Source organism: Acidovorax sp. SUPP2825 (assembly GCF_030158995.1).
Taxonomy (GTDB): Bacteria; Pseudomonadota; Gammaproteobacteria; order Burkholderiales; family Burkholderiaceae_C; genus Paracidovorax.
Genome location: NZ_BQXK01000002.1, coordinates 325586 through 340068 on the forward strand (window position 1 = coordinate 325586; position 14483 = coordinate 340068).

The following is a 14483-nucleotide window of genomic DNA, read 5'->3' on the forward strand; positions in this document are numbered from 1 at the left end:
GCGATTCGTGCTCACAGCGGGCGGTTTTCGTCGCGGTCGGGCGGACGGCGCTGCGGCGCCAGCAGTATCCAGCTGGCGAGCGGCCACAGCAAGGCCTCCAGGCACGGCGCCACCAGGCCTTCGAAGCCGGGCAGGATCCCGCCCGACACGATGCGGATCAGCAGTTCGATCACATGGGCCGCGATGAACAGCGGAAACACCTGCAGCGCCTGCGACGGCACGCTGAACCACAGCAAGCGGCGGTGCATGTACAGGGCGCCGTACATCAGGGCGCAATAGGCCAGGGCATGCTGGCCGAGCAGCGCGGTCTGGTACACGTCCATGCACAGCCCCATGGCAAAGGCCACGCCCATGCCCACGCGCTGGGGCTGGTGCACGCCCCAGAACACGAGCAGCACCATCACGAGGTCGGGCGTCCACACCACGCGCCCGAGCGGCAGCATGTTGAACGCCAGCGCCACCAGCAGGCTGCCGACAATGAACAGGGGACGGACCGGCAGCAGCAGTTGCTGCCCGCGGGGCATGATCATGCGGACCTCCCGGGACGGGATGCGGCGGCCACGGCAGGCCCGCGGGGGCGCAGGGCAGCGCGGATCATCGGCGCCCCTTGCGAACCGGCGCGGCGGGCGCAGGCGCGGGGCGCTGCGGCAGGTCGGCCGTCAGCGGCTTGAGCACCAGCACGTGGCGCGCGCCGTTCACCTGCGCCAGCGGCGCGCAGTAGATGCGGGCGAAGGCCGAGTCGGCGCGCCGCTCCACCCGCACCACGCGGGCCACGGGCAGCCCCGGCGGGTACAGGCCGTCCACGCCGCTGGTGGTGAGCAGGTCGTTTTCCTGCACGTCGGCATTGCCGGGCATGAAGCGCAGCTCCATCCCGCCGCCGTGGGCGATGACCGGATCGCCATAGGCCACGCTGCGCGCGCCGGTGCGCAGGTTCATCACGGGAATGGCCTGGTCGCGGTCGATGAGCAGGGTCACCTCGCTCAGGAACGGGTGCACGCGGGTGACCTGGCCGAGCATGCCGGACTCGTCCATCACCGGCGAGCCGAGTTCGACGCCGGCCACCTGGCCCTGGTCGATCATCACGCGGCGGGTGTAGGGATCGGCGGCGTCGTAGATCACCTGCGCGGCCTGCGACGGCGTCGTCAGGCGCTCGCGCAACTCCAGCAGCTTGCGCAGCCGCGCGTTCTCCTGCAAGAGCTGCTCGGCCTGGTTGGCGCGCTCGGACATCTGCGCCATGTTGCGGCGGGCCGTGTCGGCATCGGCCTGGGCCACCTGCAGCGACTGGAAGTAGCCCGCCCCCTTGGCGGCGAACTCCACCGGCTGCAGCATGGTCCACTGCAGCGGGTAGAGCGCCACGGCCACGGCCTTGCGCAGCGGATCGGTCACCTGGAACCGGGCATCCGCCACCATCAAAAACAGCGCCAGGGCGCTGTAGAGGGCAAGTCGGGAGCGCGGCGAGGGCCCTTGCTTGAAGAAGGGCGGCGCGGACCGTTCGAGCGTACCGAGGGGCATGGGCAGGCAGGCCGTGGGATCAGGCGACAACCGGCCAGGCAGCGGCCGGGGGCCGCGCCAGGAGCGCGGCAGCGGTGGCCCGCCCGCAGCCCTGCACGCCCGGCAGGGGCGGAAGGAGGACGGCCAGCGGTTGATCCATGTCTTTTTCCAGGGCCCCGGCTTCGCGCCAGGGCCGGGCGTGTCACTCGCTCGTGAAGATACTGCCCTGGCGGTCCATGCGCTCCAGCGCAATGCCGCACCCGCGCACCACGCAGGTCAGGGGGTCTTCGGCGACCAGTACCGGCAGGCCGGTTTCCTCGGCCAGCAGGCGGTCCAGGTCGCGCAGCAACGCGCCGCCGCCGGTGAGCATCATGCCGCGCTCGGCGATGTCGGCACCCAGTTCGGGGGGCGTTTGCTCCAGCGCGTTCTTGACGGCGGAGACGATCTGGTTGAGGGGGTCGGTGAGCGCCTCCAGCACCTCGTTGCTGGAGATGGTGAAGCTGCGCGGCACGCCTTCGCTGAGGTTGCGGCCCTTGACTTCCATCTCGCGCACTTCGGAGCCGGGAAAGGCCGAACCGATGTTCTTCTTGATGGCTTCCGCCGTGGGCTCGCCGATCAGCATGCCGTAGTTGCGGCGGATGTAGCTGATGATGGCCTCGTCGAACTTGTCGCCGCCCACGCGGACGCTGCCCTTGTAGACCATGCCACCCAGCGAGATCACGCCCACCTCGGTGGTGCCGCCGCCGATGTCGACCACCATGGAGCCGGAGGCTTCGGAGACCGGCAGGCCGGCGCCGATGCCGGCGGCCATGGGCTCTTCGATCAGGTACACCGCGGTGGCACCGGCGGCCTCGGCCGCGTCCTTGATGGCGCGGCGCTCCACCTGGGTGGAGCCGCAGGGCACGCAGATGATGATGCGGGGACTGGGGGTGAGCAGGGTGCGGGGATGCACCATCTTGATGAACTGCTTGATCATCTGCTCGGTGATCACGAAATCCGCGATCACCCCGTCCTTCATCGGACGGATGGCTTCGATGTTGCCGGGCACCTTGCCCAGCATGGCCTTGGCTTCGCGGCCGACGGCCTGGATGACTTTCTTTCCGTGGGGGCCGCCTTCGTGGCGGATGGCGACGACCGAGGGTTCATCGAGCACGATGCCCTTGTCGCGGGCAAAAATCAGGGTGTTGGCGGTGCCAAGGTCAATCGCAAGGTCGGTGGAGAAGTACCGACGGAAAGCTCCGAACATTCAAAAATCCTCTCAGGCACGGCATGCACGTCGGCCTGCCATCGCCGGGTGATATTAGGGGGTGTTTATTGGATTTTTTCGCACAATGACCGGCAGTTGGGAGGGTATTGCGGCAAAGCCGGGATAATACCGCATCCCCTGTGAATAACTCCCTCCGGCATGGCCCGGATTTCAGCTTTACATCCGGTTTCCCACCCCCCTTCCCCTATGGCACTGACACCCCAGGACATCGGTCGCATCGCCAATCTGGCGCGGCTCGAATTGAGTTCGGACGACAGTGAGCGCATGCTCACGCAGATCAACGGTTTCTTCGGCATCGTCGAGAAGATGCGGGCTGTGGATACTACCGGCATCGCCCCCCTCGCGCACCCGGTCGCCGCCGTCCAGGCCGTGGCCCTGCGCCTGCGCGAGGACATCGCCAGCGAACCCGATCAGCGCGAAGCCAACCAGCGCAGCGCGCCGGCCGTGGAGAACGGCCTGTTCCTCGTGCCCAAAGTGATCGAATGAGGGCGCCCCGATGACCATCCACTCCACCACCGAATTGCACGACCTGGGTGTGGCCGCCCTGGCCACCGAACTGCGCGAGCGTCGCGTCTCCGCCGTCGAAGCCGCCCAGCACTTCCTGGCGCGGGCCGCCGCCCACCAGAACCTGGGCGCCTACGTCGCCGTGAACGAAGAAGCCACCCTGGCGCAGGCCCGCGCGCAGGACGAGGCCATCGCGGCCGGCACGGCGGGCCCGCTGGCCGGCGTGCCCATCGCCCACAAGGACATCTTCGTCACGCGCGACTTCCCCAGCACGGCCGGATCGAAGATGCTGGCCGGCTACCAGTCGCCGTTCGACGCCACCGTGGTCGGCCAGCTGGCCAACGCCGGTGCCGTCACGCTGGGCAAGCTCAACTGCGACGAGTTCGCCATGGGCTCGGCCAACGAGAACTCCGCCGTGGCCCCGGTGGGCTTCGATGCGCCCGCGCCGGTGCGCAACCCCTGGGACACCACCCGCGTGCCGGGCGGCTCGTCGGGCGGCAGCGCCGTGGCGGTCGCCGCGCGCCTGGCGCCTGCCGCCACCGGCACCGACACGGGCGGTTCGATCCGCCAGCCCGCCTCGTTCTGCGGCATCACGGGCATCAAGCCGACCTATGGCCGCGCCTCGCGCTACGGGATGATCGCCTTCGCCTCCAGCCTGGACCAGGCCGGCCCCATGGCCCGCTCGGCCGAGGACTGCGCCCTGCTGCTGTCGGCCATCTGCGGCCCGGACCTCGACCGCGACTCCACCTCGCTCGACCTGCCGGCGCAGGACTTCACCCGCCAGCTGAACGACGGCATCGACGGGCTGCGCATCGGCATCCCGGCCGAATTCTTCGGCGAGGGCCTGGCTCCCGGCGTGCGCGCCGCGGTGGACGCCGCGCTCCAGGAATACGAGAAGCTCGGCGCCAAGCTGGTGCCCATCAGCCTGCCGCGCACCGAGCTGTCCATTCCCGTGTACTACGTGATCGCGCCGGCCGAGGCCTCGTCCAACCTTTCGCGGTTCGACGGCGTGAAGTTCGGCCACCGCGCCAGCGACTACACCGATCTGGTGGACATGTACAAGAAGACGCGCGCCGAGGGCTTCGGGGACGAGGTCAAGCGCCGCGTCATGATCGGCACCTACGTGCTGTCGCACGGCTACTACGACGCCTACTACCTGCAGGCGCAGAAGATCCGCCGCATGATCGCCGACGACTTCCAGAATGCCTTCCAGTCGTGCGACCTCATCGCCGGCCCGGTGGCACCCACGGTGGCCTGGAAGCTCGGCGAGCACGGCAACGACCCGCTGGCCGACTACCTGGCCGACATCTTCACGCTGCCCGCCTCGCTCGCCGGCCTGCCCGGCATGAGCGTGCCCGCCGGCTTCGGCGAGGACGGCATGCCCGTGGGCCTGCAGCTGATCGGCAACTACTTCCAGGAAGCCCGGCTGCTCAACGCCGCCCACCGCCTGCAGCAAGCCACCGATTTCCACCTCCGCAAGCCGGGAGGCCTCTGAACATGACCGCCCCATTGATCCACGGCTACGAAGTCGTCATCGGCTTCGAAACCCACACCCAGCTTGCGACGAAATCCAAGATCTTCAGCCGCGCCCCCACCGCCTTCGGTGCCGCGCCCAACACGCAGGCCTGCGCGGTGGATCTGGCCCTGCCGGGCACCCTGCCCGTCATGAACCGCGAGGCCGTGGCCTGCGCTATCAAATTAGGACTGGCCCTGGGCTCCACCATTGCGCCGGAGAGCGTTTTCGCCCGCAAGAACTACTTCTATCCGGATCTGCCCAAGGGCTACCAGATCAGCCAGTTCGAGATCCCGGTGGTGCAGGGCGGCGAGGTGTCGTTCTTCCTGGGCGACGAGAAGAAGACCGTGAAGCTCGTGCGCGCCCACCTGGAAGAAGACGCGGGCAAGTCGCTGCACGAGGACTTCATCGGCCAGAGCGGCATCGACCTGAACCGCGCCGGCACGCCGCTGCTGGAGATCGTGACCGAGCCCGACATGCGCTCGTCCGAAGAGGCCGTGGCCTACGCCAAGGAGCTGCACAAGATCGTGACGTGGATCGGCATCTGCGACGGCAACATGCAGGAGGGCTCGTTCCGCTGCGACGCCAATGTCTCGGTGCGCAAGCCCGGAGCCCCGCTGGGCACGCGCCGCGAGATCAAGAACCTGAACAGCTTCAAGTTCATGCAGCAGGCGATCGACTACGAGATCCGCTGGCAGATCGAGCAGATCGAGGACGGCCACGCGATCCAGCAGGCCACGGTGCTGTTCGACCCCGGCACGGGCGAGACCCGCGCCATGCGCACCAAGGAAGACGCGGCCGACTACCGCTACTTCCCCGATCCGGACCTGCCGCCGCTGCAGATTTCGCAGCAATGGGTGGACGAGCAGCGCGCGCTGATGCCCGAGTTGCCCCGCAGCATGGCCGCGCGCTTCGTGGCCGACTACGGCCTGCCCGAGTACGACGCGACCACGCTGACCCAGTCGAAGGCGATGGCTTCGTATTTCGAATCGGCGGCGCAGGCCAGCCAGCAACCCAAGCTGGTCAGCAACTGGATCATGGGCGAGGTGTCGCGGCGGGTGAATGCCGGCGAGAGCGACATCGCCTCGGCCCCCGTGGGCGCCGCCCAACTGGCGCAATTGGTCACCCGCATCGCCGATGGCACGGTCTCCAACAACGCCGCCCGGCAGGTGTTCGATGCGCTGTGGAGCGATGCGACTGCGGGCGACGTGGACGCGATCATCGAGGCCAAGGGCCTCAAGCAGATGAACGACTCCGGCGCGCTGGAAAAGATCATCGACGACGTGATCGCCGCCAACCCCGACAATGTCGCCCAGTTCCGCGCGGGCAAGGACAAAGCCTTCAACGCGCTCGTGGGCCAGGCCATGAAGGCCAGCAAGGGCAAGGCCAATCCGCAGCAGGTGAACGATCTGCTGCGCGCCCGGCTCGCAGCGGCGTCTTCCTGACGCCCGCCCTGCCCCGGCCACCGGGGCGGGTCGCCTTCACTGCGAAGGCATGGCGGCGGGGCGTTGCCCCGCCCAGAGGCTCTTGAGCTGCACCAGTTCGGCGTCGAACCGCTGGTGCACGCGGCGCTTTTCCTGCTCCTGCCCGGCGATGAACCGCTGCTGCTCGGCCAGCGCGTCTTCCTGCTCGGCGATCTGGCGGCGCAGGAGCATGGGCGCCTTGCTGGGATCGCGGCGGTAGAACTCCATTTCAGTATCGAGCGCCTTGCGCTGGCGCTGCAGGTCGGCCACGCGCTTTTCGGCGACGGCCGTGACCTCGTTGACCTGCTGGATGGCCGCGGCGCGCTCGGCATCGTGCGAGGCCTGGTCGGGGTAGCGGGCCACCAGCACGCGCTCGCGGCGGCGCTCATCGGCGATGCGGGCGCGCTCCTCGGCCTCCTTGCGGCGCTGGGCCTCCAGGGCGGCGCGCTCCTGGTCGGTGAGGGTGGGGCCCAGGCGCTGGCGCTCGGTGCCCGATGGCCCCAGCACCCGCTGCTCGCGGTCCACGCACTCGGCGATGGGCCGGTCCGCCGTGAGGCGACGGCCCTGGGCATTCACGCAGGTGTAGATGCCGGCGGTCGGAGAGCCGCTCGGCTGCGCCCCGGCCGGCGTGCCCGCCAGGCCCGAGAGGGCGATCACCCACCAGCCGAATCTCCAGGCCGTCTTGCTCAAACGAACTACCCCCCTTGCACGCCGTAGCGCTGGCGGTATGCCAGCACGTGTTCATGGTGGGTGTGCACACCCGGCTCCCCACTCTGGGCCAAATACTGCAATAAATCTGCCAGCTTGGCGATGGTGCATACCTGCATGCCCAGATGGTCGCGCACGTACTGCACGGCGCTGTGCTCCACGTCCTGGCCGTTCTCGGTCGCTTTCTCCTGCCGGTCGAGGGCGATGGCCATGGCATGGGGCTGGGCGCCCGCAGCGCGGATCAGCGCGATCGACTCGCGCGCCGCCGTGCCGGCGGACATCACGTCGTCCACGATCAGCACGCGGCCGCGCAGCGGGGCCCCCACCAGCGTGCCGCCTTCGCCGTGGTCCTTGGCTTCCTTGCGGTTGTAGGCAAAGGGCACGTTGCGTCCGTGCCGTGCCAGTTCGACGGCCACCGTGGCCGCCAGCGGAATGCCTTTGTACGCGGGACCGAACACCATGTCGAACTCGATGCCGCTCGCCAGCAGGGCTTTTGCATAGAATTCGGCCAGCCTGCCCATCTTGGCGCCGTCATCGAACAGCCCGGCGTTGAAGAAATACGGGCTCAAGCGGCCTGCCTTGGTCTTGAATTCGCCGAAGCGCAGCACCCCCGCTTCCACGGTGAATTGCACGAAGTCCTGCGCCAGGCGGTCCTGTTCCACCGATTGCGCCTTATCTGTCACCATGGATTCACCCCTTTTCAAATTAACGAGCCTCAACCTCAACGGCATCCGCTCCGCCGCATCCAAGGGGGTGGAGGCATGGATCGCCGCAACGCGGCCGGATTGTATTTGCGTGCAGGAGATCAAGGCGCAGTCGGCCGACATGCTGGGCCGCTTCGAGCACTTGGCGGGCCTGAAAGGGCACTTTCACTTCGCGGCCAAGAAAGGCTACTCGGGCGTGGGCATCTACTCGCGCCACGAGCCGAGCGACGTGCGCATCGGCTACGGCTCGCAGGAGTTCGATGCCGAGGGCCGCTACGTGGAAGCCCGCTTCGACACGCCCGCGCGCAAGCTGTCGATCATCAGCGCGTACTTTCCGAGCGGCTCCTCGGGCGAAGAGCGCCAGCTGGCCAAGTTCCGGTTCCTCGACGAGTTCCATCCCCACCTCATGCGCACCAAGGGCGAGCGCGAGTTCATCCTCTGCGGCGACATCAACATCGCCCATCAGGCCATCGACCTCAAGAACTGGCGCAGCAACCAGAAGAACAGCGGCTTCCTTCCGCAGGAGCGCGAGTGGATGACAAAGTTGTTGCACATAACTGATGAAGGCGGCGGGCTGATAGACGTTTACCGTCAGTTACAACCAGACGCCACGGACACTGCCTACACGTGGTGGAGCAACCGGGGGCAAGCCTACGCGAACAACGTCGGATGGCGGCTGGACTACCACCTGGCCACGCCAGCCATCGCCGCCCTCGCCCGCACCGAGCACATCTACAAGACCGAGAAGTTTTCGGACCATGCGCCGATCACGATCGGGTATGACATGGTGCTGTAAACGCAGCACGCGGCGTGCGGCGGGCATCCACCCCGCTTGCAGGGAACCGGCCCTGCCGGGCGGCCGTCTCCCGTTGCGGGCATGGGCCGGATCAGCGGTGAGCGGCTGCGGCCAGTTCGGCCGCGAAGGCCTGGGCCTGCTCCGGCGCTACGAAGGCCTCTTCGTCCTTGCGGATCAGCCCTGCGACTTGGCCGTCATCGGTAACCAGGCGCTTGACGTAGAAGCCATAGCCGGTCTTGCCGTTGTTGGGATACCAGTCGCCCTCGCCCTCGTTCACGCTGTACTTGAAAAGATAGGTGTGCTGCGTGGTGCTGGAGTTGGAAAAGAACTTGACGCAAAACACGAAGCCCACCAGACCGCCGCTGACCTGGTGTTCACATATCAGGTTGCTGGACGGCGCGGAGATCGTCCCGCTACCGGTGCTGGTGGCATTGCCCACGGCTGTGAACGTGGGAGTCTCAACGCCCCAGCCCAGCGTGGGCGAGTACGTCGTGAACAGCCAGCTGCCTTTCAGGCTTTGCGGTACGGCCGCGTAACCGAAGTTGAAGCGCGAGATGGCTTTTTCGCTCTCGCCGGGGAAGGTGATGAAACCGCTCACGCCGTCGACGAAGCGGATCTTGACTGCGCCCGCGTTGCCCTTTTCAGTGCCCGAGCGGTCTTCGCTGCCCAGAAACCGGCCCCCTTCGTAGGACTTGAGATCGGCCGTGACCTGGTTGTCCACCACATTGCCCACAGCCAGGTAGAACGTGGACTTGCCGGTGTTCTCGTACGCATACATCTGCATCACCAGCGTGCCGTTCTGCACGTCGATGCCGAAGCCGCGGCCGGGCTTGCCGTTGACCTCGGAGGTCACCACCCAGGTCCCCGCCTGGGGGATGAACGCATGGGCCACGCCCGCACCGAAAACAAAGGCCGCAGCCACCAGCTTCTTGAACATCGCTCCCTCTCCTTTTCGCATTGACGACAATGGCGCCAGCCTTCCGATGAATGCTGAAGCGCGAACCCGAAATCATCGCCGTGAAGCCTGAATATTAACTTACACGATGTTGCAATATTTCACATTACCCGTCACCGCTTTCCAGCAGAACTGCTCGTTGGTGTGGTGCGACGAAACCCTTCTGGCCGCGGTGATCGACCCCGGTGGCGACCTGCCAGCCATCCTCGCCCAGGCGGAGCGGCGACAGCTGAAGCTGGAGCAGATCTGGCTCACCCACGCCCACATCGACCATGCAGGCGGAGCGGGCGAGCTGGCCCGCACCCAGGCGCTGCCCATCGTCGGGCCGCATCCCGGGGACCAGTTCTGGATCGACGGACTGCCGCAGCAAAGCGCGATGTTCGGCTTTCCGCCTGCGGAGGCCTTCACGCCCACACGGTGGCTGGACGATGGCGACACGGTGCAGATCGGCAAGGAGACGCTGGCGGTGCGCCACTGCCCCGGCCACACGCCGGGCCACGTGGTGTTCCACGCGCCCCAGATCGAGCGGGCTTTCGTGGGCGATGTGCTGTTTGCCGGCAGCATCGGCCGCACCGACTTTCCCCAGGGCAATCACCAGCAGCTCATCGACAGCATCACACAGCGCCTGTGGCCGATGGGCGACGGCACGGTTTTCATCCCGGGGCACGGGCCGGAGAGCAGCTTCGGGCGCGAGCGCAAGAGCAACCCCTACGTGGGCGGGACCTGATCCGCGCCCCACGCCGCCCCCGGTCGGCTCACCCCCGGCGCGCCGCCTGGTACAGCCCCTGCACCCGCGGCACGTTCTGCTCCAGTTGGCGGATGCGCTCCGGCCCGCTGGGGTGGGTGGAGAGAAACGCGATGCCGCCCTGGCCGCTGGTGGCCTCGCCCATCTTGCGCCACAGGCTCACCGAGGCGTCGGGGTTGTAGCCGGCGCGGGCGGCCAGTTCCAGGCCCACCAGATCGGCTTCGGTCTCATCGCCGCGGCTGAACTTCAACGTGATGAGCTGCGTGCCCAGGTTGGCCGCCGCGTTGCCCAGGTCGCCCAGGCCCAGCAGCTGCGCACCGAGGGACAGGCCCACGCTGGTGGCCTGGGTCTTGGCCAGGCGGGCGCGGGCGTGTTCGCGCAGCGCGTGGGCCATTTCGTGGCCCATGATCATCGCGGCCTCGTCGTCGGTGAGCTTGAGCTGGTCCAGGATGCCGGTGTAGAAGGCGATCTTGCCGCCCGGCATGCAGAAGGCGTTGATCTGCTTGCTGCCGATCAGGTTGACCTCCCACTGCCACTGGCGGGCCCGGTCGTTCCATTGGGCGGTGTAGGGGATCAGGCGCTGGGCGATGGCGCGCAGGCGCTGCAACTGCGCATTGTCGGCACCGGCCAGCGCGCGCTGCGCCTTGGCCTTGCCCATCATCTCGCTGTACTGCTGGTTGGCGGCGGTCTCGATCGTCTCGGCCGGCACCAGCTTGCGCATGCCCGAGGCGGACCCCACGTCCACCTGCGCCAGCGCGGGCCCCGCGACGGCGGCCCCGGCCGCCAGCAGGAAGCCGCGGCGGGCGTTCCAGGCGCTGCCGCGCAGGCTGCAGAACCGGCAACAGGCCGTGGCGGAGTCGGTCTCGGCAGGCGCCGGAGCGCGGGAATCGGGGGTGGGCAGGTGCGACATGGGCGGCAGTCTAGCCGCAGGCCGGGGGCCCGGTCTGTCAGCCGGAAGCCATCCCTGGGCCCTTTTTCAAGGTGCCGATGCGAGGCGCCGCCCGCCCCGCCGCCCTGCGCTCCTACCGGCGCAGCTCCGCGCGGATCACCACCAGCAAGCCCAGCAGCACCAGACCCAGGCCGCTCCAGGCGGCGAGCGGCTGCCGCTCCCCGACGATCGCCACGGCCAGCACGAAGGCGGCCACCGGCTCGACCAACGTCAGCGTGACACTGGTCGCCCCGGCGATGTGGCGCAGCCCGCTGGAAAACGCCACATAGGCCAGGCCGGACACCACCACCCCCAGATAGACGACCACGGCCAGCGACGGCAGGCTCCATTGCGGCACGCCGGCCAGCAGCCATGCCATGGGCAGCGCCAGCAGCGCGGCGCCGGTGAACACGCAGAAGTTGACCCAGCCGGTGGAGGCCCGCGCCACCAGCCGCTTGTTCACCAGCGCGTAGCTGGCGTACGACAGGCCGGCCAGCAGGCACAGCGCCAGCCCCGGCCAGGACGGCCCGGCCCCCGCGCCCTTGCTGAGCACCATCAGCACGCCGCCGGCCACGCTGACGGCGGTGCCCAGCCACCACAGGCCGATCAGGGGCGCGCGCAGCAGCACGGCCTGGATCAGTCCCGCCCAGATGGGGCCGCTGCCGATGGCTACCGCCGTGCCTACGCCCACGCCGGTGCGCTGCACGCCGGCATAAAAGCAGATGCTGTAGCCCGCCACGCCGGCCGACGCCAGCGCCAGCCAATGCGCGGGCCGGCGGTCCGAGGGGGTGGGGTCCGGTGCCGGGCCGCGCCGCTGCGCGCGTTGGCGCGCCAGCCCGCGCGCGGCGATGAGCAGTACCGAGAAGAAGGCGCTGGCCACCGCCAGCTGCGCGGCCCCCACCCAGAAGGGCGACAGGCCGCCCGCGCCCAGGCTTTGCGCCGTGCCGGTGGTGCCCCAGAGCGTGGAGGCGAGCAGCACCAGAGCGATGCCGCGGGTGGAATGGGGGGAAGGGGTCGTCATGCCGCCATGGTGCCGCGGGCGGGCGGCGCCAATGTCGAGCAACGCGCGAAGTGCGGGTCAGCAGGCCATGCTCCGAATCGGCCTCCACCGCAATCAATACTAGGGCGTTTTGCTACAAAAATAATAGCGTTCGAATCAGGCACGCAGCGCGCGGGCGCCGGTGCCCCGGTCGCGGCGCAGCGCATACGCCAGGGCGCTCGCGCTCGCATAGCCGGTGCGCAGGGCCACGGTGTCCAGCGGAACGCCCTGGGCCAGTTCGCGGGCGGCGGCATCCAGGCGCTCGCCGCGCAGCCAGGCCTGGGGCGTGCGGCCGGTCAGCGCCAGCCAGCGGGCATGAAAGCGCTGCGGGCTCAGGAAACACAGCGCGGCCATGCGCACCGTGGGCCAGTCCTCGTGCAGGGCGGCGCGCACGGCGCGCTCCAGCCGCTCCGGGGCGATGGCGCGGCGCGCGAGCACGCGCGGGGCCTGCAGGATCTGGGCGAGCCGCAGCGCGGCATCGTCGCTGGCGGCGAAGGCCCGGTGCTCGGGCGCGATGGCGAAGCGCCGCACGCGCCCCACGCCGGGCTGGTCGGGCGCGTCGATCACGAACATCCGCGCGCCGGGCGGGGCCAGGAACGCGTGCGCCGTGCCGGCCGGAATGACCATGCCGCAGGTGGTGTCCACGAAGGCGGCGCGGCCCGCCACCTCCAGTTCCATGCGCCCGTGCAGCGCGTAGAGCACCTGCGCGTGGCCGTGCGCATGCGCGGCGTGTTCGCCGCTGTAGCAGCGCACCGAGCAGGTGGGATGGAGGACGGCGGCGGAGCCCATGGCGCGCATCGTAGCGGCACGGCGCGCGCACGGCCGGCCCACCCCGGGGAAGGGGTGCGGATAATCCCTGCGATCCCCCTACCCGGCACGCCCCGCCCACCCCTTCCGATGCCCCCAGACCACGCCCCCGCCACCGCCCCCCGCCGCAGCTGGCGCGAGGCCTGGCTCGTCTACCTCGAACCGGCCAGCCTGCGCATGCTGGCGCTGGGGTTCTCCGCCGGGCTACCGCTGCTGCTGGTGCTGGGCACGCTGTCGTTCTGGCTGCGCGAGGCGGGCCTGGACCGCACCACCATCGGCTACCTGAGCTGGGTGGGCCTGGCCTACGCGTTCAAGTGGATGTGGGCGCCACTGGTGGACCGCATGCCGCTGCCGCTGCTCACGCGCTGGCTGGGGCGCCGGCGCGGCTGGCTGGTGGTGTCGCAGGCGATGGTGATGGCGGGCCTCGTGGGCATGGCGTTCAACGACCCGCGCGTGGCGCTCGAACCACTGGTGTGGTGCGCGCTGGCCGTGGCGTTCGGATCGGCCACGCAGGACATCGCGCTGGACGCCTTCCGCATCGAATCGGCCGACGCCGACCGCCAGGCGGCGCTGGCCGCCACCTACCAGACCGGCTACCGCCTGGCGATGATCTGGGCCGGCGCGGGCGTGCTGTGGGTGGCCGCGCGCGCCGAGCTGCCCGGCCTCGCCGGCTACCAGCACGGCGCCTGGCAGGCGGCCTACCTGACGATGGCCGCCTCGATGCTGGTGGGCACCGCGACCGTGCTGCTGTCGCGCGAGCCCGTGCCGCGCCCGCTGCCGCCCGCGCGCAACCCGGCCGAGTGGCTGCGCGGCGCGCTGGTCGATCCGTTCGCGGACTTCATCGGGCGCTACCGCTGGCAGGCGGCGCTGATCCTGGCGCTCATCGCCGTGTACCGCATCAGCGACGTGGTGATGGGCATCATGGCCAACCCGTTCTACGTGGACATGGGCTACACCAAGGACGAGGTCGCCGCGGTCACCAAGGTGTTCGGCGTGCTGATGACGTTGGCCGGCGCCTTCGTGGGCGGCGTGCTGTCCATGCGCCTGGGCGTGATGCGCGTGCTGATGCTGGGCGCGGTGCTCAGCGCCTGCAGCAACCTGCTGTTCGCCTGGCTGGGCCTGCGCGGGCACGACGTGACCGGGCTGGTCTTCGTGGTGTCGGCCGACAACTTGGCGGGGGGCATCGCGTCGGCGGCGTTCATCGCCTACCTGTCCAGCCTCACCAACGTGCAGTATTCGGCCACGCAGTACGCGCTGTTCAGCTCCATGATGCTGCTGGCGCCCAAGTGGATCGCGGGCTTTTCGGGGCGCTTCGTGGACGCCTTCGGCTACACCGAGTTTTTCGTGGGGACGGCGCTGCTGGGACTGCCGGTGCTGGTGCTGGTGGCGCTGGCGTCCAGGATCGAAACGCCCCCACGCCGGTGATTTTCATGCCGCCATAGCTATCAATTCAGTAGCACATGGCGCACGCCACACCGGCCCGGCCTGCGCGGCCGCAAAATGGCCCCGGCTGGGGAATGCCCCTGGTTTACCTAACTTTACGGGGACTTCAACGCAACGACG

15 protein-coding genes are annotated in these 14483 nt (G+C 69.0%); 6 read left to right on the plus strand and 9 right to left on the minus strand.

From position 1 onward, the window contains the following. Positions 1–11 precede the first annotated feature (11 nt). The 3 genes from mreD to AVAK2825_RS04050 form a co-directional block, all read right to left on the minus strand. Entirely contained in the window at positions 12–530 is a 519-nt protein-coding gene (mreD, locus tag AVAK2825_RS04040) for a rod shape-determining protein MreD (protein ID WP_284394625.1), read from the minus strand. Between the two features lie 64 nt (positions 531–594). Beyond that, complete coding sequence (mreC, locus tag AVAK2825_RS04045; protein WP_272565891.1) at positions 595–1512, minus strand: rod shape-determining protein MreC; 918 nt, start codon at positions 1510–1512, stop codon at positions 595–597. Positions 1513–1693: 181 nt separating this feature from the next. Beyond that, positions 1694–2737: a rod shape-determining protein gene (locus AVAK2825_RS04050; protein ID WP_092745880.1), complete on the minus strand. Its 1044-nt coding sequence runs from the start codon at positions 2735–2737 to the stop codon at positions 1694–1696. Positions 2738–2944: 207 nt separating this feature from the next. On the opposite strand from AVAK2825_RS04050, the gene gatC reads away from it, so the two are divergent. From gatC to gatB, 3 genes are read left to right on the plus strand one after another with little or no spacing between them, the layout of a single operon-like run. Continuing rightward, positions 2945–3244 carry an Asp-tRNA(Asn)/Glu-tRNA(Gln) amidotransferase subunit GatC gene (gatC, locus tag AVAK2825_RS04055; RefSeq protein ID WP_284394626.1) on the plus strand — a complete coding sequence of 100 codons (300 nt, stop codon included), beginning with the start codon at positions 2945–2947 and terminating at the stop codon, positions 3242–3244. 10 nt (positions 3245–3254) lie between these two features. Continuing rightward, a complete protein-coding gene (gene gatA, locus AVAK2825_RS04060; RefSeq protein ID WP_284394627.1) occupies positions 3255–4757 on the plus strand; it encodes an Asp-tRNA(Asn)/Glu-tRNA(Gln) amidotransferase subunit GatA in 1503 nt (500 codons plus the stop codon). Positions 4758–4759: 2 nt separating this feature from the next. Beyond that, positions 4760–6220, plus strand: a complete 1461-nt coding sequence (gene gatB, locus AVAK2825_RS04065) for an Asp-tRNA(Asn)/Glu-tRNA(Gln) amidotransferase subunit GatB (RefSeq protein WP_284394628.1) — start codon at positions 4760–4762, stop codon at positions 6218–6220. 36 nt (positions 6221–6256) lie between these two features. Here gatB and AVAK2825_RS04070 read toward each other — a convergent pair whose 3' ends face one another. Further along, positions 6257–6928 (minus strand): DUF4124 domain-containing protein, encoded by a 672-nt coding sequence (locus tag AVAK2825_RS04070; RefSeq protein ID WP_502868902.1) that lies wholly within the window; start codon positions 6926–6928, stop codon positions 6257–6259. 5 nt (positions 6929–6933) lie between these two features. After that, positions 6934–7632: an orotate phosphoribosyltransferase gene (pyrE, locus tag AVAK2825_RS04075; protein ID WP_284394629.1), complete on the minus strand. Its 699-nt coding sequence runs from the start codon at positions 7630–7632 to the stop codon at positions 6934–6936. On the opposite strand from pyrE, the gene AVAK2825_RS04080 reads away from it, so the two are divergent. Then, positions 7631–8446 (plus strand): exodeoxyribonuclease III, encoded by an 816-nt coding sequence (locus AVAK2825_RS04080; protein WP_272565908.1) that lies wholly within the window; start codon positions 7631–7633, stop codon positions 8444–8446. The genes pyrE and AVAK2825_RS04080 overlap by 2 nt on opposite strands. Before the next feature lie 91 nt (positions 8447–8537). On the opposite strand, the gene AVAK2825_RS04085 is transcribed toward AVAK2825_RS04080, so the two are convergent. Further along, entirely contained in the window at positions 8538–9383 is an 846-nt protein-coding gene (locus AVAK2825_RS04085; protein WP_284394630.1) for a hypothetical protein, read from the minus strand. Positions 9384–9489: 106 nt separating this feature from the next. Here AVAK2825_RS04085 and AVAK2825_RS04090 point away from each other — a divergent pair, with 106 nt between their 5' ends. Continuing rightward, on the plus strand, positions 9490–10128 hold the full coding sequence (locus AVAK2825_RS04090; protein WP_284394631.1) for an MBL fold metallo-hydrolase: 639 nt from the start codon (positions 9490–9492) through the stop codon (positions 10126–10128). 28 nt (positions 10129–10156) lie between these two features. Here AVAK2825_RS04090 and AVAK2825_RS04095 read toward each other — a convergent pair whose 3' ends face one another. The 3 genes from AVAK2825_RS04095 to AVAK2825_RS04105 all read right to left on the minus strand — a co-directional run bounded on the left by AVAK2825_RS04095 (position 10157) and on the right by AVAK2825_RS04105 (position 12902). Beyond that, on the minus strand, positions 10157–11056 hold the full coding sequence (locus tag AVAK2825_RS04095; protein ID WP_284394632.1) for a M48 family metallopeptidase: 900 nt from the start codon (positions 11054–11056) through the stop codon (positions 10157–10159). Positions 11057–11168: 112 nt separating this feature from the next. Then, on the minus strand, positions 11169–12095 hold the full coding sequence (locus AVAK2825_RS04100; protein WP_284394633.1) for a DMT family transporter: 927 nt from the start codon (positions 12093–12095) through the stop codon (positions 11169–11171). Positions 12096–12230: 135 nt separating this feature from the next. Then, positions 12231–12902, minus strand: coding sequence for a helix-turn-helix domain-containing protein (locus AVAK2825_RS04105; RefSeq protein WP_284394634.1), 672 nt, complete (start codon positions 12900–12902; stop codon positions 12231–12233). Positions 12903–13010: 108 nt separating this feature from the next. Here AVAK2825_RS04105 and AVAK2825_RS04110 point away from each other — a divergent pair, with 108 nt between their 5' ends. Next, entirely contained in the window at positions 13011–14345 is a 1335-nt protein-coding gene (locus tag AVAK2825_RS04110) for an AmpG family muropeptide MFS transporter (protein ID WP_284394635.1), read from the plus strand. The last annotated feature ends 138 nt before the right edge of the window (positions 14346–14483 follow it).